This window comes from Billgrantia desiderata (assembly GCF_900108215.1).
In the GTDB taxonomy this organism is placed as follows: Bacteria; Pseudomonadota; Gammaproteobacteria; order Pseudomonadales; family Halomonadaceae; genus Halomonas; species Halomonas desiderata.
This window is the reverse complement of sequence record NZ_FNVC01000032.1, coordinates 1-20,522: the sequence shown is the minus strand read 5'-3', so window position 1 is coordinate 20,522 and position 20,522 is coordinate 1. Positions and strand designations below refer to the sequence as shown.

The 20,522-nt window shown below is 66.2% G+C and carries 19 protein-coding genes; 11 read left to right on the top strand and 8 right to left on the bottom strand.

The genetic code is table 11. From position 1 onward, the window contains the following. Positions 1–21 precede the first annotated feature (21 nt). The 10 genes from rpsP to C4S71_RS20380 all read left to right on the top strand — a co-directional run bounded on the left by rpsP (position 22) and on the right by C4S71_RS20380 (position 9,632). Positions 22–270, top strand: coding sequence for a 30S ribosomal protein S16 (gene rpsP / locus C4S71_RS20425; RefSeq protein WP_086508976.1), 249 nt, complete (start codon positions 22–24; stop codon positions 268–270). A 21-nt stretch (positions 271–291) separates the two neighbouring features. After that, positions 292–849: a ribosome maturation factor RimM gene (gene rimM, locus C4S71_RS20420; protein ID WP_103970373.1), complete on the top strand. Its 558-nt coding sequence runs from the start codon at positions 292–294 to the stop codon at positions 847–849. 38 nt (positions 850–887) lie between these two features. Beyond that, on the top strand, positions 888–1,676 hold the full coding sequence (gene trmD, locus C4S71_RS20415; RefSeq protein WP_103970372.1) for a tRNA (guanosine(37)-N1)-methyltransferase TrmD: 789 nt from the start codon (positions 888–890) through the stop codon (positions 1,674–1,676). Between the two features lie 134 nt (positions 1,677–1,810). Continuing rightward, positions 1,811–2,167: a 50S ribosomal protein L19 gene (gene rplS, locus C4S71_RS20410; protein ID WP_086508978.1), complete on the top strand. Its 357-nt coding sequence runs from the start codon at positions 1,811–1,813 to the stop codon at positions 2,165–2,167. Positions 2,168–2,333: 166 nt separating this feature from the next. Continuing rightward, the gene (gene xerD, locus C4S71_RS20405) at positions 2,334–3,236 is read left to right on the top strand and encodes a site-specific tyrosine recombinase XerD (RefSeq protein ID WP_422666863.1); all 903 of its coding nucleotides are present in this window, start codon (positions 2,334–2,336) and stop codon (positions 3,234–3,236) included. A gap of 3 nt (positions 3,237–3,239) precedes the next feature. Beyond that, a complete protein-coding gene (locus tag C4S71_RS20400; RefSeq protein WP_086508979.1) occupies positions 3,240–3,995 on the top strand; it encodes a DsbC family protein in 756 nt (251 codons plus the stop codon). Positions 3,996–4,060: 65 nt separating this feature from the next. After that, the gene (locus C4S71_RS20395; protein WP_086508980.1) at positions 4,061–5,377 is read left to right on the top strand and encodes a homoserine dehydrogenase; all 1,317 of its coding nucleotides are present in this window, start codon (positions 4,061–4,063) and stop codon (positions 5,375–5,377) included. 4 nt (positions 5,378–5,381) lie between these two features. Continuing rightward, positions 5,382–6,770 (top strand): threonine synthase, encoded by a 1,389-nt coding sequence (thrC, locus tag C4S71_RS20390; protein WP_103970370.1) that lies wholly within the window; start codon positions 5,382–5,384, stop codon positions 6,768–6,770. A 335-nt stretch (positions 6,771–7,105) separates the two neighbouring features. Beyond that, positions 7,106–8,911: a single-stranded-DNA-specific exonuclease RecJ gene (locus C4S71_RS20385; protein ID WP_235014718.1), complete on the top strand. Its 1,806-nt coding sequence runs from the start codon at positions 7,106–7,108 to the stop codon at positions 8,909–8,911. 103 nt (positions 8,912–9,014) lie between these two features. Continuing rightward, the gene (locus tag C4S71_RS20380; protein ID WP_086508988.1) at positions 9,015–9,632 is read left to right on the top strand and encodes a YitT family protein; all 618 of its coding nucleotides are present in this window, start codon (positions 9,015–9,017) and stop codon (positions 9,630–9,632) included. A gap of 137 nt (positions 9,633–9,769) precedes the next feature. On the opposite strand, the gene C4S71_RS20375 is transcribed toward C4S71_RS20380, so the two are convergent. The 3 genes from C4S71_RS20375 to C4S71_RS20365 form a co-directional block, all read right to left on the bottom strand. Beyond that, a complete protein-coding gene (locus tag C4S71_RS20375; RefSeq protein WP_200825339.1) occupies positions 9,770–10,189 on the bottom strand; it encodes a VOC family protein in 420 nt (139 codons plus the stop codon). A gap of 131 nt (positions 10,190–10,320) precedes the next feature. Continuing rightward, positions 10,321–12,894 (bottom strand): heavy metal translocating P-type ATPase, encoded by a 2,574-nt coding sequence (locus C4S71_RS20370; protein WP_103970367.1) that lies wholly within the window; start codon positions 12,892–12,894, stop codon positions 10,321–10,323. Next, positions 12,891–13,337 carry a MerR family transcriptional regulator gene (locus tag C4S71_RS20365; protein ID WP_103970366.1) on the bottom strand — a complete coding sequence of 149 codons (447 nt, stop codon included), beginning with the start codon at positions 13,335–13,337 and terminating at the stop codon, positions 12,891–12,893. The genes C4S71_RS20370 and C4S71_RS20365 overlap by 4 nt, the downstream gene beginning before the upstream one ends. Positions 13,338–13,639: 302 nt before the next feature. Here C4S71_RS20365 and C4S71_RS20360 point away from each other — a divergent pair, with 302 nt between their 5' ends. After that, positions 13,640–14,977 carry an OmpP1/FadL family transporter gene (locus tag C4S71_RS20360; RefSeq protein ID WP_103970365.1) on the top strand — a complete coding sequence of 446 codons (1,338 nt, stop codon included), beginning with the start codon at positions 13,640–13,642 and terminating at the stop codon, positions 14,975–14,977. Positions 14,978–15,055: 78 nt separating this feature from the next. Here the strand turns inward: C4S71_RS20360 and C4S71_RS20355 are convergent, their stop codons facing one another. From C4S71_RS20355 to C4S71_RS20335, 5 genes are all read right to left on the bottom strand, one after another. Continuing rightward, a complete protein-coding gene (locus C4S71_RS20355; protein WP_103970364.1) occupies positions 15,056–16,666 on the bottom strand; it encodes an ABC transporter ATP-binding protein in 1,611 nt (536 codons plus the stop codon). Positions 16,667–16,678: 12 nt separating this feature from the next. Continuing rightward, the gene (locus tag C4S71_RS20350) at positions 16,679–17,575 is read right to left on the bottom strand and encodes an ABC transporter permease (protein WP_086508994.1); all 897 of its coding nucleotides are present in this window, start codon (positions 17,573–17,575) and stop codon (positions 16,679–16,681) included. Beyond that, on the bottom strand, positions 17,565–18,491 hold the full coding sequence (oppB, locus tag C4S71_RS20345; RefSeq protein WP_086508995.1) for an oligopeptide ABC transporter permease OppB: 927 nt from the start codon (positions 18,489–18,491) through the stop codon (positions 17,565–17,567). Before oppB ends, C4S71_RS20350 begins: the two co-directional genes overlap by 11 nt. 51 nt (positions 18,492–18,542) lie before the next feature. Beyond that, positions 18,543–20,126 carry a peptide ABC transporter substrate-binding protein gene (locus C4S71_RS20340; protein ID WP_103970392.1) on the bottom strand — a complete coding sequence of 528 codons (1,584 nt, stop codon included), beginning with the start codon at positions 20,124–20,126 and terminating at the stop codon, positions 18,543–18,545. Between the two features lie 100 nt (positions 20,127–20,226). Further along, a partial coding sequence (locus C4S71_RS20335) for a transposase (RefSeq protein WP_200825256.1) occupies positions 20,227–20,522 on the bottom strand: 296 nt, incomplete at its 5' end.

The window sequence follows — 20,522 nt, the reverse complement described above, 5'->3', positions numbered from 1 at the left end:
AACCGAAGGATAGTCAACGCCATGGTTACCATTCGTCTGGCACGTGGTGGCGCCAAGAAGCGTCCCTTCTACCACCTGACCGTGACCGATTCACGCAACTCCCGCGACGGCCGTTTCATCGAGCGTCTGGGCTTCTTCAACCCGATCGCTCGCGGTCAGGAAGAGCGTCTGCGCGTCGATCTGGATCGCGTCGCTCACTGGCAGGGCCAGGGCGCACAGATGTCCGACCGCGTGGCCGAGCTGGTCAAGGAAGCCCGCAAGCAGGCCTGAGCCTGTCAGTTCGGTGACGTCATGAGCGAGCAGGCCGCACGCAGCGAACGCGACGACCATGTGGTGCTGGGCAAGTTGACCAGCCCCTACGGCGTCAAGGGTTGGCTCAAGGTCTACTCCCATACCGGTCCGATGGACGGCATTCTCGAGTATCCCGAGTGGGTGCTGCGTCAGGGCGATACCCTGAGCCGTCATCGCCTGCTGCAGGGACAGCGTCACGGCAAGGGCCTGGTGGCCCTGCTGGAAGGCGTCGATTCGCGCGAGGCCGCCGAGCGTGTGGCCGGCGCCGAGATCCTGCTGCCCAAGGCGGAGCTGCCCCAGCTCGAAGGCGACGAATACTACTGGCACCAGCTCGAAGGGCTCACGGTCGTGACCCGTGAGGGCGTGGTGCTGGGGCGTGTCGCCTACCTGTTCGAAACCGGCGCCAACGACGTGATGGTGGTCAAGGGCGACCCGCAGGGGGAGCCGCCGGCCATCGACGATCGCGAGCGTCTGCTGCCGTTCCTGCCCGACGAGGTGATCGTCGCGGTGGACCTGGCGGGCGGCACCATGATCGTCGACTGGGATCCGGAGTTTTGAGTCTCGAGACAGAGACCGGGGCGAGCGCAGCGCCGGACATGTGGGTCGGCGTGGTGTCGCTGTTTCCCGAGATGTTCGAAGCCATCACCCGGCACGGCGTCACCGGAAGAGCGGTCAGTCAGGGGCGTGTGGCACTGGAGTTCTGGAACCCGCGCGACTACGCCACCGACAGGCATCGCACCGTGGACGACCGGCCCTATGGCGGCGGCCCCGGCATGCTGATGAAAGTCGACACCCTGCGCGCGGCCATCCACGCCGCACGCCAGCGGGCGAGCGAGGCCACCGGCCAGCGGCCCAGGGTCATCTACCTGTCGCCCCAGGGGCGCAGGCTCGACCAGCAGGGTGCGCGCGAGCTTGCTTGCGGCCCCCCCCTGGTGGTGGTGGCCGGGCGCTACGAAGGTATCGATGAGCGCATCGTGGAGAGCGACATCGATGAAGAGTGGTCGATCGGCGACTATGTGCTCAGCGGCGGCGAGCTGCCGGCCATGGTACTGATCGACGCCGCGGCAAGACTGGTTCCCGGCGTGCTGGGACATCAGGACTCCGCGGTCGAGGACTCCTTCAATCAGGGGCTGCTGGACTGTCCGCACTACACGCGTCCCGAAGAGATCGACGGACGACGGGTACCGGAAGTGCTGCTCAGTGGCCACCATGGCGAGATTCGTCGCTGGCGGCTCAAGCAGTCGCTGGGGCGGACCTGGCTGAGGCGCCCCGACCTGCTGGAAGGCAGGTCGCTGAGCGCCGAGCAGCAGAAGCTGCTCGAGGAGTTCATCGAAGAATACGCCCTGTCGAATGGCAGGGCGGAGGTGCAGGACGCGAGACGCTGAGCCCTGGAGGCCAGGCATCGCGGACCTGCGTCACCCATCATCTCCCGCGCTCTCGAGCCAGGCTCGGGCGCCGGGATCACGCGCCACCGTCGACCTTGTAAGGAGCGGTGGCGCCGAAACGAGGAGTCATTGTCATGAGCAGCAAGAACAAGGTGATCCAGGCGCTCGAAGCCGAGCAGATGAGCAAGCAGGTGCCGGATTTCGCCCCGGGTGACACCGTCGTCGTGCAGGTCAAGGTCAAGGAAGGCAACCGCGAGCGTCTGCAGGCCTTCGAAGGCGTGGTGATCGGCAAGCGCAACCGCGGCCTGAACTCCGCCTTCACCGTGCGCAAGATCTCCCACGGTGTCGGCGTCGAGCGTACCTTCCAGACCTACAGCCCGCTGGTCGACTCCGTCGAGGTCAAGCGTCGCGGCGACGTGCGCCAGGCCAAGCTGTACTACCTGCGCGAGCGCAGCGGCAAGTCTGCCCGTATCAAGGAAAAGCTGTCGTAACGAAAGCGTGTGCGGGTCGTGCCCGAGTCCGGCCCGCTCGTGGTTTCGTTGTGCCGCAAGCCCCGCCACCGCTCACGCGGGGCGGGGCTTCGTCATTTCAGGCCGTGCCTGCGCATGGGGCTCAGGCCCGTGCATGGGTGCCGGCTCTGCGTATGGAGAGTAGGGCATGCCCCCTGACGCCCGATCCTTGGTGCTGATCGAGTCCTTCCTCGATGCCCTGTGGCTCGAGCGTGGGGCCAGCGAGCACACGCTCTCGGCCTATCGTCGCGACCTCGAGGCCTGGGCGGCGCGGTTGGCCGAGTTGGGCGGCGACCTGCTGGCACCGGACCAGGCGCTGTTACCCGCCTGGCTCGACGAGCGGCGGGCCGCCGGCTACCAGCTGCGCAGCAATGCCCGGCTGCTCTCCAGCCTGCGTGGCTTCTATCGCTGGGCCCTGGCCGAGGGGCGCATCGAGCGCGATCCGCTGGCCGAGGTGCGTTTGCCGCGGGTGCGGCCCAACCTGCCCGATACCCTCGACGAGGACGAGGTGGAGCGTTTGCTGGCGGCGCCGGACCTGGCCACCGATCTCGGTCTGCGCGACCGCGCCATGCTCGAGGTGCTGTATGGCTGCGGCCTGCGGGTCTCGGAGCTGGTGGGGCTCAGCGTGGATGCCGTCAACCTGCGTCAGGGTGTGGTGCGGGTGCGCGGCAAGGGCGACAAGGATCGGCTGGTCCCGTTGGGGGAGGAGGCCGTACACTGGCTGACACGCTACATGCGCAGTGCCCGAGGGGCGCTGATGAGCGACGCGACACGCCCCGCGCTTTTCCCCGGACGTGGCGACAACTGCATGACGCGCCAGACCTTCTGGCATCGGATCAAGGCCCATGCGCGCACCGCGGGAATCACGCGGCCGCTGTCGCCGCATACGTTGCGGCATGCGTTTGCCACGCATCTATTGAATCATGGAGCCAATCTGCGTGTCGTACAGCTGCTGCTCGGTCACAGCGATCTGTCGACCACGCAGATTTACACCCACGTTGCGCAGGCGCGACTCGAAGCCCTGCACGCCGACCATCATCCTCGAGGCTGAATCATGATCGCGTTAACCCATCGTCTAGCCGGCTCCCTGTTCGCCCTGGCCGTTCCCCTGGCGTCGCTGCTGCTGCCTGCCGCTGCCTGGGCCGGTGCCGCCGAGCGACTGGCCGAGCGGCTGGAAGTCAACGGCCAGCCCATGCCGGTCGCCAGCGTGCACGAGACCCCGGTGCCGGGCTTCTACCTGGTACGCCTGGAGACCGGCGAGGCCTTCTACAGCGATGCCGAAGGCAAGTACTTCCTGGTCGGCGACCTTTACGAGAACGGCCAGGGTGGGCTGACCAATCTCACCGAGCAGTCGCGCAACGTCGAGCGGGCCGAGCAGCTTGCCAACGTGCCGGAGAGCGAGCGCGTCGTATTCCGTGGCACGGCAGAGAAGCGGGCCGAGATCTTCGTCTTCACCGATACCACCTGCCCCTACTGCCGTCAGTTCCATGAAGAGGTGCCGACCCTCAACGAGATGGGCATCGAGGTGCACTACCTGGCCTTTCCCCGTGCCGGCATGAACTCCCAGGGCGCGCGGATTCTCGAGCAGATCTGGTGCGACGGCAATCCGACCGAGGCGATGAACGCGGGCAAGCGACAGGAAACGCTGTCGGGCGGCACCGACTGCGACAATCCGGTCGAGGCACAGTATCATCTGGGCATGACCGTGGGCGTGCAGGGAACACCGGCCATCGTGCTGCCCGATGGGCGGCTGGTACCGGGCTACGTGCCCGCCGAGCGCCTGGCCGACATGCTCGGCCTGGCGGAATGAGGGCAGACCGAGAGCTGCCGAGTGCATGAACGCTGGACATTGACACCATCATGGGGAGCAGGACATTGAAACCGGTGAGAGTGGGAATCTGTGGTTTGGGTACCGTCGGTGGCGGCACCTTCAACGTGCTGACGCGCAACGCCGACGAGATTGCGCGGCGTGCCGGCCGCCCGATCGTGATCGAGCAGGTGGCGCTGCGCAGCACCAACCCTGAGTGCGACCTCACCGGGATCAAGACCACCAACGACGTCTTCGAGGTGGCCCGCAACCCGGACATCGACGTGCTGGTCGAGGTGTTGGGGGGCTATGACGTGCCCCGCGAGCTGGTGCTCACCGCCATCGCCAACGGCAAGCACGTGGTCACCGCCAACAAGGCGCTGATCGCCGTGCACGGCAACGAGATCTTCCAGGCCGCCCACGAGCAGGGCGTGATCGTCGCCTTCGAGGCTGCGGTGGCCGGCGGCATCCCGGTGATCAAGTCGCTGCGCGAAGGCCTCGGTGCTAACCGCATCGAGTGGGTGGCGGGCATCATCAACGGCACCGGCAACTACATCCTGACGCACATGCGCAGCGAAGGGCGCGCCTTCGAGGACGTGCTCGCCGAGGCCCAGGCGCTGGGTTACGCCGAGGCCGACCCCACCTTCGACGTCGAAGGCATCGACGCTGCCCACAAGCTGACCATCCTCGCATCGATCGCCTATGGCGTGCCGCTGCAGTTCGAGAAGGCCTACACCGAGGGAATCTCACGGGTGACGTTCGATGACGTGGAACAGGCCGACAACCTGGGCTACGTGATCAAGCACCTGGGCATCTCCAAGCGCACCGAGCATGGGCTCGAGCTGCGCGTGCATCCGACCCTGATCCCCAAGGAGCGCCTGCTGGCCAATGTGCACGGGGTCAAGAACGCCATTGCGATCATGGGCGATGCCGTGGGACCGACCCTCTACTACGGTGCCGGCGCCGGCTCCGAACCCACGGCCTCGGCGGTGGTGGCCGACCTGCTCGACGTGGCCCGCGACATCGCCACCGATCATCACTATCGCGTGCCCTACCTGGCCTTCAGCGGCATCGGCGACGACGACGGCGGCATGCCGATCCTGCCCATGGAGGACATCGTCACCGCCTACTATCTGCGCCTGCTGGCGGTGGACCGCCCCGGCGTGCTGGCGCGGGTGGCGACCATTCTCTCCGAGCAGGGCATCTCCATCGAGGCGCTGGTGCAGAAGGAAGCCACCGAAGGCGAACTGGTGCCGATCATCCTGCTGACCCACAGGTGCCGCGAGAAGCACATGAACGAGGCGATCCGCCAGATCGAGTCGATGGCCGACATCGCCGGGCCGGTCACGCGGATCCGCGTCGAGTCGCTGGACGAGCAGGAGTAAGGGCATGCGCTACATCAGTACCCGTGGGCAGGCGCCTGCGCTCTCTTTCGAAGAGGTCGTGCTGACCGGCATGGCCAGCGACGGCGGCCTCTACGTGCCGGAAACCATTCCGCAGCTCTCCCGTGAGGAGCTCGCCGGCATGGCCGGACTCTCCTATGCCGAGGTCGCCTTCCGCGTGATGCGGCCGTTCGTCAACGGCGAGATCGACGACGAGACCTTCCGCGGCATCGTGCGCGACGCCTACGCCACCTTCAGTCACGACGCCGTGGTGCCGCTCAACCAGCTCGACGCCAACCACTTCCTGCTGGAGCTGTTCCACGGCCCGACGCTGGCCTTCAAGGACGTTGCCCTGCAGCTGCTGGGCCGTATCCTCGATCACTTCCTGGCCAAGCGCGGCGAGCGCGCGGTGATCATGGGCGCCACCTCCGGCGACACCGGTTCGGCGGCCATCGAAGGCTGTCGCCACTGCGACAACCTCGACATCTTCATCCTGCACCCGCACAACCGGGTCTCCGAGGTGCAGCGTCGGCAGATGACCTCGGTGCTGGCCGACAACGTCTTCAACATCGCCATCGAAGGCAACTTCGACGACGCCCAGGCGATGGTCAAGGCCAGCTTCGCCGACCAGGGCTTCCTCGGCGGCACCCGCCTGGTGGCGGTGAACTCGATCAACTGGGCGCGCATCATGGCCCAGATCGTCTACTACGTGGCCGCCGGCGTAGCGCTGGGTGCGCCACACCGGCTGGTCAGTTTCTGCGTGCCTTCGGCCAACTTCGGCAACGTCTTCGCCGGCTACATGGCCTACCGCATGGGGCTGCCGGTCAAGCAGTTCATCATCGCCACCAATGCCAACGACATTCTGCACCGCACCATCGCCGACAACGACTTCTCCAAGCAGGAGCTCAAGGCGACCCTGGCGCCCTCCATGGACATCGTTGTGTCGTCCAACTTCGAGCGCCTGCTGTTCGAGGCCTACGAGCGTGACGGCGCTGCCGTGGCTGCGCTGCTCGGGCGCTTCCAGTCCGAGCCGACGGCGCTGGCCGAGGCGCCGCTGGAGCGGCTGCGGGCGCTGTTCGCCAGCCATAGCGTCGACGATGCCACCATCCTCGAGGTGATCCGCGAGGCGCACCACCGTACCAAGGAGGTGCTCGACCCGCACACGGCTACCGGTTATCGCGCCGCCGAGCGCGCCCGGGCCGATGCCGCCACGCCGATGATCACCCTGGCCACGGCCCACCCGGCCAAGTTCGCCGAGGCGGTGGTCAAGGCGGGCTTCCCCGGTGTGCCGCTACCGCCGCACATGGACGACCTGCTGGAGCGCGAGGAGCGTTACACCGTGCTGCCGGCGGAGCTGGCTAAGGTGCAGGCGTTCGTGGCCGAGAATCGGCGGTAAACACCTTCGTTGACCGTCGCTGGCCGGCTCGGAGCCGTGCCGGCGACAGGTCTTCGAGGAGGCGCTGTGAACCCATCCCTGGGCGCTATATTTGCCATCCATGGCAAATAACCTCCTCTACGACCTGTCTCCGGCGCTCCTCGCATCGAGGCTAGCCCGAGCGGTGGTCAGTGTCGGCGAAGATAGTCCCGGCTCTCCTCGCATCGAGGCTAGCCCGGGCGGTGGTCAGTGTCGGCGAAGATAGGCCCTGCGCCCCTCGTCTCGAGGCAGCCCGAGAGGCCGCGCCGAGATGCCATGAGCCGGCCGCAAAACCCGTCATGCAACAGGAGCCACGCTTGGACGCGAACGCGCCGCCCGATCTGCACGCCCGACTCAAACCGCGGCTGCTGCTGCGCCCACGCAACGAGGCACTCTACGCCCGCGCGCTCGCCGAAGGCCTGACCGAGCTGCAGGCCCGGGTGTTGGCCGGTCGCCTGACCGACTACGAGGGCGAACTGGCACCGCTGACCCGGCCCAGCCTGCGCTATCTCGAACATCCGGAGCGCCTGGCCGACGGTCGCCGCGCCGCAGAGCGCATCGCCACCGCCGTGGCCGAGGGCGAGCACATCGGCATCCTCACCGACTACGACGTCGACGGCATCACCTCCCACGTGGTCATCCGGCGCACCCTGGTGGAGCTCTTCGGTGTGCCGGAGTCGCGTCTGCACAGCCTGATCGGCCATCGTATCCACGACGGCTACGGCATCAGCCTGCCGCTGGTGGAGCGCACGCTCGGGCTCTCGCCGCGGCCTACGCTGGTGATCACCGCCGACTGCGGCAGCTCCGACGAGCCGCGCATCGCCCGGCTCAAGGCGGAAGGCATCGACGTGGTGGTGAGCGACCACCACGCCCTGCCGGTGGAAGGGCCGCCGCCCTCCGCTCATGCCGTGGTCAACCCGACCCGTGACGACTGCCAGTACCCCGACCGTACCATTGCCGGCTGCATGGTGGCCTGGCTGGTGATGTCGCTGACGCGCAGCGTGCTGGTGGAGTGGGGCGTGATTCCCGATGCCACGCCCAAGCTCTCCGCCTGGCTCTCCTACGTGGCGCTGGGCACCGTGGCCGACTGCGTGTCGCTAGGGGCGAGCCCGGCCAATCGCGCCGTGGTCAGTCATGGTCTGACGTTGATCAACCGCATGGAGGCTGCCTGCTGGCGTGCCATGGCGACACGCCTGGGCGAAGACAGCGTGCCGTTCTCCGCCGAGACCCTGGCCTTCCAGATGGGGCCGCGCATCAACGCCCGCTCGCGCCTCGACGACCCCTACGCGGCGCTGCACTTCATGCTCGCGGGGGACGACGCCACGGCGATACGCCACCTGCAGACGCTGGACGACGACAACCAGTCGCGCAAGGCGATCGAGGCGGAAATGGTCGAAGAGGCCCGCGGCCTGGCCCTGCCACAGCTCGAGGCCGACCGGCCGGCGCTGATCGTCTACCTCGAAAGCGGCCATCCGGGCGTGCAGGGTATCGTCGCTTCGCGTCTGGTGCAGGCCTTCGGCCGGCCTGCGCTGGTGCTGACGCCGGCGGCGGCGCCCGGCATGCTCACCGGCTCGGGACGCTCCATCGAGGCGCTGCACCTGCGCAATGCGCTGCAGCGCGCCCATGAACTGGCCCCCGAAGCGCTGCCGCGCTTCGGCGGGCATCGCGGCGCGGCCGGGGTCGGTGTACCGGTGGAGCAGCTGGAAATGTTCCGGTCGGCCCTGCTGCAAGCCGTGAGCGAGCAGTTGGGAGAAGCCGAGCTGTTCCCCCACGTGCTGACCGACGGAGCGCTCAACCCCGAGCAGCTGCAGCTGGCCACCCTGCTCGAGCTGGAGGCGCTGGGGCCCTACGGGCGCGAGTTCGACGCGCCGCTGTTCGAAGGGGAGTTCCTGATCGAGTCGATACGTGCCGTGGGCGCCGAGGGCAACCACCTGTCGATGCACCTGTCATCGGGCGCGACGAGCCTCAAGGCGATCTGGTTTCGCGCCCTCACGCCGGGTGAGCTGCCGGCCTTCGGTCTGGGCGACCGGCTGCGCTGCGCCTACCGGCTCAATCGCAACCGCTGGCGGGGCCAGGAGTCGCTGCAGCTCATGATCGAGTATGCCGAGCCGTTGCACGGCTGAAGCGAACTTCGTGGCCTGCTGAGTGAGGTCAATGATTTTGCGGGCGCTTGCCGCTAGAATCCGGGCCGTTCGGGGCTAGGCCCGCCATCCCAAGGAATCGTGAATGGATCCACAAGATCTTCCCACCGATCCCCATCGTCCCTACGAGGACGTGATGGCGATGCTGGTGGGCACGCTGTTCGTCGCCCTTGGCGTCAGCTTCTATACCCAGGCGCTGCTGCTCACCGGCAGTACCGCCGGCATGGCCTTCCTGCTGCAGTACGCTACCGGCTGGCGCTTCGGGGTGTGGTTCTTCCTCATCAATCTGCCGTTCTACTACCTGGCGGTGAAGCGCATGGGCTGGTCGTTCACCCTGCGCACCTTCGTCGCCATCGCCCTGGTGTCGCTGTTCTCCGAGCTGACCGGCAAGTGGGTCGTTTTCGACAGTCTCAATCCGCTCTACGCCTCGCTGATGGGCGGCAGCCTGATCGGCATCGGCATGCTGGTGCTGTTTCGCCACCGCACCAGCCTCGGTGGCATCAACATCCTGGCGCTCTATCTGCAGGCTCGCTACGGCCTGCGCGCCGGCTACGTGCAGCTCGGCATCGACGGGGTGATCATGCTCGCTGCCTTCCTGGTGCTACCGGCCGACAGGGTCGGGCTCTCGGTGCTGGGCGCGGTGGCGCTGAACCTGATCATTGCCCTCAATCACAAGCCCGGCCGCTATATGGGCGTGAGCTGAAAAGTGGCTGTGCTCGACCATACGGCGTTAAAAATCGGCTTAAAGTGCTCATTTACAAACACGTAAACTCCGCCTTTGCGCCGATTTTTGCCTTGTCTGGCCTTCGCTCGCCGACTTTTCGGATGGCATGGCTCTTGTCAGTAGTTGGGCCAGACACCGGGCGTCGCCAGCTCGATCAGGTGGCCGTCGGGGTCGCGGAAGTAGAGACTCTCGCCGCCGCGGGGCCAGTGGGTGCGCCCTTCGATGACCACGCCGTGGTCGTCGAGCTGGCGCTCCCAGGCGGCCAGCTCGTCGGCGGCGATGGCGAAGGCGAGATGCACCCGCCCTCTGCCGTCATGGGGCGGGATGGTGCCCATCTCGTTGGGCAGTACCACGGTTTGCAGCGTCTCGCCCTGCAGGAACAGCAGCAGCACCGAGCCTGCACCGGCATCGTAAGCAGTGAATCGATGGTCGGCGTTGAATGGCTCGAGGCCCATCACGCCTTCGAAGAAGACCCGCGCCCGGTCCATGTCGTCGACGTAGAGTGCGGTCTCGAGTACGCCGTTGAGCTTGGGCATGGCCATCACTCTCCCTCTGGCATATGCTTTCAGCTTAGCAGGTGCTCTCGACGGTTCGGCTCAGCGGCGCCACCAGAACCACCAGACGATGGCGACGATCAGCGCCAGGCCGGCGAGATTGACGATCCAGCTCATGGCAGGGCCTCCTGCGTTTCCGCCGCTGCCGCCTGGCGCCCGGGGGCAACATCGCCACGGGTCTTGAGCAGGCGCAGGCGGTTGGCGTTGCTCACCACCGTGATCGAGGAGAGCGACATGGCTGCCCCGGCGATCATCGGTGACAGCAGCATGCCGGTGAAGGGGTAGAGCACCCCGGCGGCAATGGGGATGCACAGCACGTTGTAGCCGAACGCACCCACCAGGTTCTGCTTGATGTTGCGCAGGGTCATGCGACTGATCTCGATGGCGTCGGCGATGCCGTGCAGCGAGCTTCGCATCAGCGTGATGCCGGCGCTCTCGATGGCCACGTCGGTGCCCTGGCCGATGGCGAAGCCGACGTTGGCCCGGGCCAGCGCCGGGGCGTCGTTGATGCCGTCGCCGACCATGCCGACGATCTCGCCGGCCTGCTGCAGACGCTCGATCTCGGCGTGCTTGTCCTCGGGCAACAGCCCGGCGCGGAAGTCGTCGATGCCCACCTCGCGGGCGATGGCCGCCGCGGTGTGCTCGTTGTCGCCGGTCAGCATTACCACCCTGAGGCCGTCGGCCTGTAGCCGCTTGACCGCCGCCACGGTGTCGGCGCGCAGCGGGTCGCTGATGCCGAACAGTGCGGCCAGTCTGCCACCCACGGCGAGATAGACCACGGTGCGAGCCTTCTGCTCGAGATCGCGAGCCAGCTCGTCTGCGGCGGTGAGCGCGACGCCGGCTTCCCGCAGCAATCGGGCGTTGCCCAGCAGGAGCGTTTCTCCGTTCGGTCCGGTGGCCTTGACCCCGCCGCCGGTGACGCTGTCGAAGTCGCGGATGTCCGCGACCTCGGCGCCGGCCTGTTCGGCATGCTGCAACAGGGCGGCCGCCAGCGGATGCTCCGAGCCGCGCTCCAGCGCTGCCACCAGCCCCAGCAGCGTCGCCTCGTCGCCTGCGAGAAAATGGCTCTCAGTGACCCGCGGCTTGCCCTCGGTCAGGGTGCCGGTCTTGTCCACCACCAGCGTGGTGAGGCGGCTGGCGGTCTGCAGTGCCTGGCCGTTTCTCACCAGTACGCCGTGCTCGGCGGCCTTGCCCACGCCGATCATGGTCGAGATCGGCGTGGCCAGGCCCAGGGCACAGGGACAGGCGATGATCAGCACCGTGGTGGCGGTGACCAGCATGTGGATCAGACGTGGTTCGGCGCCGAAGTTGAACCAGGCCAGCGCGGTGAGTACGGCAATGACCATCACCGTGGGCACGAAGATGCTCGATATCTTGTCGGCCAGCTCGCCGATGGGCGGGCGGGAGTTCTGGGCCAGCGCCACCTGCTCGGTGATCTGGCCCAGGCGTGTGTCGGCTCCCACGCGGGTGGCGCGGTAGACCAGGCCGCCGCGGCCGTTCACCGTACCGGCGTTGACTTCATCGCCTTCGCCCTTGGCCACCGGCAGCGGCTCGCCGGTGAGCATCGACTCGTCGATATGGCTGGCGCCGCTGGTCACCACGCCATCCACCGGCAGGCGCTCGCCGGGGCGCACGCGAATGTGGTCGCCCTCGCGCACCTCCTCGATGGGCAGCTCACGCTCGTCGCTGCCGCGGATGACCCGCGCCGTACGGCTCTGCAGGTCGAGCAGCCGCTTGAGCGCCTCGCTGGTGCGCCCGCGGGCGCGCAGCTCCAGGGCGTTGCCCAGCAGCACCAGGCCGATGATCATCGCCGAGGCTTCGAAGTAGATGCCGTGGGCCACCGCCGGCAGCCAAGGGGCGAAGGCCACCACCGCCATGGAGTAGAGCCAGGCGGTGCCGGTACCCATGGCGATCAGGGTGTCCATGTTGGCCTGATGGTGCTTGAAGTTCTTCCAGGCGTTGACGAAGAAGTGACGGCCCGGGCCCACCAGCACGGCCAGGGTCAGCAGGCCGATCGCCAGCCAGTAGAGCCGCCCCATGCCCATCGGGTGAGGATGGTAGACGAACATGCTGGCCATCAGCGGCACCGCCAGTGCCAGCGACCAGAAACTTCCGCGCAGGCGGCGCCGATAGGTCTCGGCGTCCTTGGCGGTGCGGGCCTCCTCGGCCTGGCGCAGGTCGAGAATGGGCTCGGCGTCGTAGCCCGCTGCCTGCACCGCCTTCACCAGTGCCTCGGTGTCGGCACGGCCATGCACCTGAGCCACACGGGTGCCGAAGTTCACCGCCGCCGTGGCCACGCCCGGGGTGCGCTCCAGCGCCTGCTGCACGCTCTTCACGCAGCTGGCGCAGGTCATGCCCGAGATCGCCAGGCGCAGGGTCGTGCCGCCTTCGCGGCGGGGGGCGTTGACGCTGTCGGCTGGCGGTGTGGCAGGCTCGGCTACCGGCCGTTCGTTGGCAGCCGCGCCAGCATCGCTGGCAGACCCGGCCTGAGGCGGGTAGCCGGCCTGAGCCAGTGCCTCGTCGAGGCGCTCGCCATCCAGGCTGGAGTTCACCACCAGGCGCTTCTCGGCTGGAAAGCCGGTGACCTCGGCCTCGGGATCGAGGGTCTGGATCGCCTCGCGCATGCGCTTCACGCAGCCCTGGCAGTTCATGCCCGGTACGCTGCGCTCGTGATCGTGAGTGTTCATTGCCTTTCCTCGCCGGCTCGGGAGCAGTGGGAAGGCGCCGCCTCGGGAAAGCTTTCGATCAGGCGGCACAGGCTGTGGCCGTCGGGCGTACCGTCGGGCATCTCGGCCCAGGCATCGAGGGCCTGTTCCATGCGCGATGCCAGCGCTTCCAGCTCGCGGATACGGGCGCGGATCTGCGGTAGCCGGCTGGCCAGCAGGTCACGCACCATGGGGCAGGGTGAGTCGCCCTGATCGGCATGGGTCAGGATCTCGCCGATCTCGGCTACGCTGAAGCCCAGCGTGCGGGCCCGCTGAATGAAGCGCAGCCGCTCGAGATCGGCCTGATCGAACAGCTGATAGCCGTTGTCGGGATCGCGCTGCGGATGCAGCAAGCCTTCCCGTGTGTAGTGACGCACCGTCTCGGCGGTCACCTCGGCCCGCCGGGCCAGTTCGCTGACTTTCATGATGGATCTCCTGGGAGATAGGGATCATGCAGGCAGTGTAAAACCTTTGGGTAACCCATAGGTCAAGCAGGCGTTTCGGCACAGTCAGGGCGGGCTGCGTTGCGCTAGGGTGGGTAAAGTTCAACGCCTCAGCCGAAATTAACCTAAAACTGGACTAAAGTATGAGGATTTATCGCATTAAAACGAACGTTTGCCCTTGATCCGAACGGATGTTTGGCGAAAACTGGCCTCGTAGGGCACCGCTCCGCTGTGGACGGAACAACAATCAGCGCCAGCTCGTATCTGGAAGAGGACGTCGAGACATGCAGAACAAGTTCAATAGGATCACCTGGGCCGTGGCCATCGCCGCTGCCGCCTTCGCCAGCCAGGCCAATGCCGGCGGTTACCAGATCAACGAGCAGAGCGTCAGCGGCCAGGGCTATGGCCACGCTGGACGGAGCTCCAACGTCAACGATGCCACCATCGTCTTCGGCAACCCCGCGGGCATGTCGTTCCTCGACCGTGCCCAGCTCACCGCTGGTGGCACCTACCTGAACGTCAACAGCCGCATTCGCAACGCCGAGGCGACTCGGGCCAATGCGCTCACTGGCGGTTTGCCTCAGTCGGTGGACGGGTCCTCTGAAGGCGACATGGTGCCTGGCACCCTGATTCCCTTCGCTTTCTACGCCCATCCGGTGAATGAGCAGCTGGCCTTCGGCTTCGGCGTCTATGCCCCGTTCGGCTCCAAGACCGATTACGAGGACAACTTCGTCGGGCGCAACCTGGGCAACTATACCGAGCTGCGCGTGATCAGCGCCCAGCCCACCGTCTCCTACCGCTTCAACGACCAGTGGTCGGTGGGCGCCGGCATCACCTATAACCGCGTGGACGGGGAGCTTCGCCGCCAGGTGCCCCAGCCTGGTATGGGGATGGCCGATCCTGACCAGGATCTGGACTCACGGGTGGAGGGTGACGACGATGGCTGGGGATACAATCTGGGTGTCATCTTCCAACCGGTGCCGGAAACGACCTTCGGTCTGACTTACCGTTCGAAGGTCGACTACACTCTGACGGGTAACTACCGGGCAACCAACCCAGATGGTTCTGTGGCGATTAATCCCAATACACTCGAGCCACTGGAAGATAACGCACGCTTGAACCTGGTCACGCCGGAAACCATTAACTTCTCCGTGACTCAGCAGATGAGCGACCGCCTGAAGCTGATGGCGGGTGCCTCCTGGGTTCGCTGGAGCCGCTTCGACGAAATCCACGTAACCAACGATGCGGGCGATACGATCACCCGGGAAAATCAGGATTACTCGAACGCCTGGGCCTACGCCGTGGGCGGCGAGTATCAGCTCAATCCGCAACTGGCGCTGCGTGCCGGCGTGACGCTGGACTTCACACCTACCAGCGATCAGTACCGCAGCGCGCGAATTCCCTCGGATGACCGTCGCATCTTCTCCATCGGCGCCGGCTGGACGCCCATGGACAATCTGACGCTGGACGTCGCCTACTCCTACCTGACCGAGCGTAGTACTCATGTGGATCAGACGCGCACGGATCATGCCGGCACCGCGGCAGAAACCCAGCTGAACTACACCGCCGACTACAAGAACGAAGCCCACGGTTTCGGTGCTCAGCTGACCTATCGCTTCTAAGTCAGTCAAACGCTTGATGTAGGCCAAGTGTTCGTTCAAGACCCGGCAGCTGAGCTGCCGGGTCTTGTCGTTGGGCTGTCAAGCGACCTGTTCGAGAAAGGCGGCGCGTATCAGTTCGCGGGTATAGGTCTCGCGGGGTGAGCGGAACAGCGCCTCGGTCTCGCCCTGCTCGACCACGCGGCCCTCCTTCATTACCAGCACGGTATCGGCCAGCGCCCGGACCACGGCGAGGTCGTGGCTGATGAACAGGTAGGTCAGGCCGTGTCGCTGCTGTAAGTTTCGCAGCAGCTCGATCACGGTGGCCTGTACCGAACGGTCCAGCGCCGAGGTCGGCTCGTCCAGCAGCAGGAAGCGCGGCTTGAGCACCAGCGCCCGGGCAATGGCGATGCGCTGGCGTTGGCCGCCGGAGAACTCGTGCGGGTAGCGCTGACGCGTGGCGGGGTCCAGCGAGACCTCCTCGAGCGCCTCGATCACACGTTCGATGCGCTGGCGGCGAGTCAGCTCGGGGTGATGCACGCGCAGGCCTTCGCTGACGATCTCGCCCACGGTCATGCGCGGCGAGAGCGAGCCGAACGGGTCCTGGAATACCACCTGCATGCGCGAGCGCAGCGGACGCAACGTGCCGCTGTCCAGGTGCGTCAGGTCGGTATCCTCGAAGTGAATGTCCCCCGAGCTTTGCAGCAGCCTGAGCAGTGCGCGCCCCAGGGTCGACTTGCCGGAACCCGATTCGCCGACGATGCCCACCGTCTGGCCCTGACGAATCGTGAGGTCGATGCCGCGTACCGCCTCGAAGTAGTCGCTGGGCCGAAACAGGCGCTTCTTCAAGGCGAAACGCACCTTGAGGTCGCGTGCCTGCATGATCACCGGGGCGGTATCCGCTACCGGCAGCTTGCGTCCGCGGGGCTCGGCCTCGATCAGCATGCGGGTGTAATCGTGACGAGGCGAGGCGAACAGCTCCCGGGTAGTGGCGCTCTCCACCACCTCGCCGTGGCGCATCACGCAGACCCGGTCGGCGAAGTGCCTGACGATGCCCAGGTCGTGGGTGATGAACAGGATGGCCATGCCGTACTGGCGCTGCAGCTGCTTGAGCAGCGCCAGGATCTGCGCCTGCACGGTGACGTCCAGCGCAGTGGTGGGCTCGTCGGCGATCAGCAGGCGCGGCTCGCAGGCCAGCGCCATGGCGATCATGACGCGCTGGCGCTGGCCGCCGGAAAGCTCGTGAGGATAGCTCGCCACGCGTCTTTCCGGCTCGGGGATGCCGACCTGTTCGAACAGCTCGATCACCCGCCGCTGTGCCGCCTGGCCACGTAGCTTGGCGTGCTTGTCGAGCACTTCACGCACCTGCCGGCCGATGCGCTGGAGCGGGTTGAGCGAGGTCATCGGTTCCTGGAAGATCATCGAGATCTCGTTGCCGCGGATGTGGCGCATGCGCCTCGACGAGGCGGCGAGCAGGTTCTCCCTGCCCTGGCTGCCGTGCCAGTAAATGGCGCCCCGGGTTGCCGCGAACTCGGGCAGCAGGCGCAGTATGGCGGTGGAGGAGACCGACTTGCCCGAGCCGGATTCACCCACCAGGGCCAGCGTCTCGCCTTCGGCGAGTGAGAAACTGACATCCTTGACTGCCGCCACTCGGCCGTGAGGCAGCTCGAAGGCGACCTGCAACCGCTCGATTTCCAACAGGGATCGTGACATGTCCGCCTCCATTCAGCGCGTGCGAGGGTCGAGGGCATCGCGCAGCCCGTCGCCGAGGAAGTTCAGGCACAACAGGGTGACGGCGAGGAAGGTCGACGGCACCAGCAGCATCCAGGGGGCACCCTGCATCATGTCCACACCCTCGCTGATCAGCACGCCCCAACTGGTCATCGGCTCCTGCACCCCGAGCCCGAGGAACGACAGGAAACTCTCCAGCAGGATCACCTTGGGCACGGTGAGGGTGACGTAGACGACCACCGGCCCCAGGGTATTGGGAATCAAGTGACGCATGACGATGGTGCGCGACCTGACGCCCAGGGCGCGGGCCGCCTCGACGAACTCGCGGCGCTTGAGCGCCAGCGTCTGGCCACGCACGATGCGCGACATGTCGAGCCACTCGACGGCGCCGATGGCGGCGTAGATCAGCAGGATGTTGCGGCCGAACACCACCATCAGCAGGATCACCAGGAACATGAACGGCAGCGAATACATGATGTCGACGAAGCGCATCATCAGATTGTCGACCCGGCCGCCCAGGTAGCCGGCGATGGCACCGTAGAGCACGCCGATCACCAGCGAGACGAGGGTGGCCACCAGTGCCACCGAGAGCGATATCTGGCCGCCATAGAGGGTTCGGGTCAGCAGGTCGCGACCATTGGCGTCGGTGCCCGCCAAGTGGCCATCGGCAAGGCTGGGTGGAGCCCTGAAGGCGTTCCAGTTGACCTCGTTCAGTCCCCATGGTGTCAGCCAGGGGCCCACGACGCAGGCAATGGCAATCAGGATCAGCAGCACCAGGCTGACCATGGCGGCGCGGTTCTGCTTCAGGCGTCGCCAGGCGTCACGTCCCAGGCTTTCGCCCGCCGGCAGGTCGCCGGCGCCTGGGTGGGTTGCGGTGTGTTCAGTCGTCATAGCGGATCTGCGGGTCGAGGGCGGAATAGAGGACGTCGACGATCAGGTTGAGCAGCACGATCAGGATGCCGTAGAACACCACGGTGCCCATCACCAGGGTGTAGTCGCGATTCAGGGCGGCCTGAACGAAGTAGCGGCCGATACCGGGGATGCCGAAGATCTGTTCGATCACCACCGAGCCGGTGATGATGCCGGCAATGGCTGGCCCCAGATAGGAAACCACCGGCAGCAGGGCGGGGCGCAGTGCGTGGCGCCAGATGACCTCACGCTCCGACAGCCCCTTGGCGCGTGCGGTGCGGATGTAGTGAGTGCCAAGGACCTCGATCATGCTGGCCCGCGTCATGCGCGCGATATACGCCACCTGCTGGATCGACAGCGCTACCACCGGCAGCACCATGTTGCGCCAGTGCCCGTCGTTCCAGCCGCCCACCGGCAGCCAGGCCAGCAGTACGCCGAACACCAGCGCGAGTATCGGGGCGATGACGAAATTGGGGATCGCGACCCCGGCCAGCGCCGTGCCCATCACCAGATAGTCGACGCTCGAGTTGCGATGCAGCGCGGCCACGATGCCGAGCGGTAGCCCCAGGGCAATGGCCAGGGCGATGGCCCACAGGCCGAGTTCGAGGCTGACCGGAAACCCCTGGGCGATCAGCTCGGTGACGGTGAAGTCCTTGTAGCGGAAGGAGGGGCCGAAATCTCCCTGCAGCAGGTTGCCCAGATAGATCAGGTACTGCCGCCACACCGGCTGATCGAGGTGGTAGGCCGCGCGCAGGTTGGCCTCGATCTCGGCCGGCAACTGGCGTTCGCCGTCGAACGGCCCGCCCGGTGCCAGATGCATCAGGAAGAACGACAGCGTGATGACGATCAGCAGCGTAGGAATGGCCTGGAGCAGGCGCTTGAAGACATAGAGCAGCATGGCATCCCCCGGCCCCGGCTGCCCGGGGCCTCGTCAGGCTAGATGGAGAGATCACTCTTCGAAGGAGACCCAGCGCGAGCGGTGGATGTCCTCGATGTTGTTCTCCCAGCCTTGCAGGGCGGGATTCACCAGGTTGCGCGAGACGTAATAGAAGATCGGCAGGGTGGCACTGTCTTCGAGAGCCAGGCGTTCGGCCTCGGCCATGATCTCGCCGCGGCGGTCGAGATCCTGGGTCTCGGCGGCCTCGTGCATCAGCGCATCGAACTCCTCGTTGCTGTAGGCGCCGTAGTTGTTGGCCACGCCGCTCTCCAGCAGGCTGAGGAAATTCTGGGCGTCGTTGTAGTCGCCGATCCATCCGGCGCGTGCTACGTCGAAGTCGCCCTGCCGCAGGTCGGCGTAGTGCACGGCGACTTCCGAGTTGAACAGGTCGACCTCGACGCCCAGCGGCTCCCACATGGCGCCGATGGCGATGGCCACCTGGCGGTGATCCTCGCTGGTGTTGTAGCGCAGACGCAGCTGCAGGGGATTGTCGGGGCCATAGCCGGCCTCGCTCATCAGTTCGCGGGCGCGCTCCAGGCGCTCCTCCTGAGGCATGTCGACGAACGGGACCATCGCCGGCTCGTAGTGGCTGACACCGGGCGGGACGAAGCTGTAGGCCGGCTCCTCGCCGGTGCCCAGGATCTGCTCGGTGATCACCTCGCGGCGCACGGCCAGGCTCAATGCCTTGCGCACGCGCGGGTCCGCCGTAGGGTGGCCCTCGCGGGAGTTGAGCACGTAGTAGTAGATGCCGAGGAAGGGCGCCGTGTGGGTCGCGTCGGGCAGGTTGTCACGCAGCCAGCGATACTGCTGGGTCGGGAACTCCCGCGCCACGTCGATCTCACCGGCACGAAAGCGGTTGAGAGCCGTGTTGCGCTCCTCGATGGGGAAGTAAACCACCTGGTCGAGTGCGACATTGTCGGCATCATGGAAGTGCTCGTTGCGGATCGCCTCGATGCGAGTCTGCGATTGCCAGCGTTGGAGCTTGAAGGGACCGTTGGAGACCATGCTGCCGGGTCGCGACCAGCGGTCGCCGTGCTCCTCCACCACGTGCCTGGGCACCGGGTAGGCGGTGTAGTGGGAGAGCTGGTCGAGGAAATAGGGGGTCGAGCGTTCCAGGGTGATCTGCAGGGTATGATCGTCCAGGGCCTCGATGCCCAGCGTCTCTGGCTCGGCCTCGCCGGTGTAGATCGCTTCGGCATTCTGCACCGGATAGAGCAGGTAGGCATAGTCGGCGGCCGTCGCCGGGGTAAGGATACGCCGGAAGGCGAAGACGAAGTCTTCGGCGGTCACCGGCTCGCCGTCGGACCAGCGAGCGTCCTGACGAAGTTGAAACGTATACACGGTGCCGTCTTCGGAGATCTCCCACGACTCGGCCACGCCGGGAATGCGCTCGCCGTCGGCGGCTTCGGTGATCAGGCCTTCGAAGAGGTCGCCTACCACGTCGTTCTCCCAGGTGCCGCTGATCTTGTGAGGGTCGAGGGAGGCCGGCTCGCCCATGATGGCGATGCGCAGCGTGTCGGCCTGCAGCGGCAGGGCGGTCAGGCTTGCCGTCAGCGTCAGGACGGGAAGGGACAGAGGGAAGCGTAGCTTGGACATCATTAGTATGTTTCTCCTTGTATCTTGTTATTGAATGGCTAATCCACTGCCAACTCGCTTAACCCTAGTAGAGTTATTGTCAAATCCTGTGTATGGCAGGTCAGGCGGCAGTCCTGTCTGACTGATCGGTCAAGGGTTCGCCGTCCTTGAACTGGACGTTGTTCACGACCAGCTCCAGCTTGTTGAACCCCTTGATCCGCTTCCAGCGCTTCTGGGCGCTCTGAAGCAGCTTGAAGACCATCGCCAGGGTCGTCGCTCTGGAGCCGCAGTTCCGGCTGCGCTTGCTCCGCAGGCGGACCGTGGCGAAGGTCGATTCGATCGGGTTGGTGGTGCGGATATGCACCCAGTGTTCTGCCGGGTAGTCATAGAACGCCAGCAGCTCCTCCCGATCCTTGG

Excerpts from the sequence above, each read along its gene's own strand:
- C4S71_RS20365 (WP_103970366.1), bottom strand. The coding sequence starts at position 13,337 with ATGAAAGTCAGCGAACTGGCCCGGCGGGCCGAGGTGACCGCCGAGACG.
- C4S71_RS20355 (WP_103970364.1), bottom strand. The coding sequence starts at position 16,666 with ATGTCACGATCCCTGTTGGAAATCGAGCGGTTGCAGGTCGCCTTCGAG.
- C4S71_RS20375 (WP_200825339.1), bottom strand. The coding sequence starts at position 10,189 with ATGCCCAAGCTCAACGGCGTACTCGAGACCGCACTCTACGTCGACGAC.
- C4S71_RS20360 (WP_103970365.1), top strand. The coding sequence starts at position 13,640 with ATGCAGAACAAGTTCAATAGGATCACCTGGGCCGTGGCCATCGCCGCT.
- C4S71_RS20370 (WP_103970367.1), bottom strand. The coding sequence starts at position 12,894 with ATGAACACTCACGATCACGAGCGCAGCGTACCGGGCATGAACTGCCAG.
- C4S71_RS20380 (WP_086508988.1), top strand. The coding sequence starts at position 9,015 with ATGGATCCACAAGATCTTCCCACCGATCCCCATCGTCCCTACGAGGAC.
- C4S71_RS20400 (WP_086508979.1), top strand. The coding sequence starts at position 3,240 with ATGATCGCGTTAACCCATCGTCTAGCCGGCTCCCTGTTCGCCCTGGCC.
- oppB (WP_086508995.1), bottom strand. The coding sequence starts at position 18,491 with ATGCTGCTCTATGTCTTCAAGCGCCTGCTCCAGGCCATTCCTACGCTG.
- trmD (WP_103970372.1), top strand. The coding sequence starts at position 888 with ATGTGGGTCGGCGTGGTGTCGCTGTTTCCCGAGATGTTCGAAGCCATC.
- rplS (WP_086508978.1), top strand. The coding sequence starts at position 1,811 with ATGAGCAGCAAGAACAAGGTGATCCAGGCGCTCGAAGCCGAGCAGATG.
- C4S71_RS20350 (WP_086508994.1), bottom strand. The coding sequence starts at position 17,575 with ATGACGACTGAACACACCGCAACCCACCCAGGCGCCGGCGACCTGCCG.
- thrC (WP_103970370.1), top strand. The coding sequence starts at position 5,382 with ATGCGCTACATCAGTACCCGTGGGCAGGCGCCTGCGCTCTCTTTCGAA.
- xerD (WP_422666863.1), top strand. The coding sequence starts at position 2,334 with ATGCCCCCTGACGCCCGATCCTTGGTGCTGATCGAGTCCTTCCTCGAT.
- C4S71_RS20340 (WP_103970392.1), bottom strand. The coding sequence starts at position 20,126 with ATGTCCAAGCTACGCTTCCCTCTGTCCCTTCCCGTCCTGACGCTGACG.
- rimM (WP_103970373.1), top strand. The coding sequence starts at position 292 with ATGAGCGAGCAGGCCGCACGCAGCGAACGCGACGACCATGTGGTGCTG.
- rpsP (WP_086508976.1), top strand. The coding sequence starts at position 22 with ATGGTTACCATTCGTCTGGCACGTGGTGGCGCCAAGAAGCGTCCCTTC.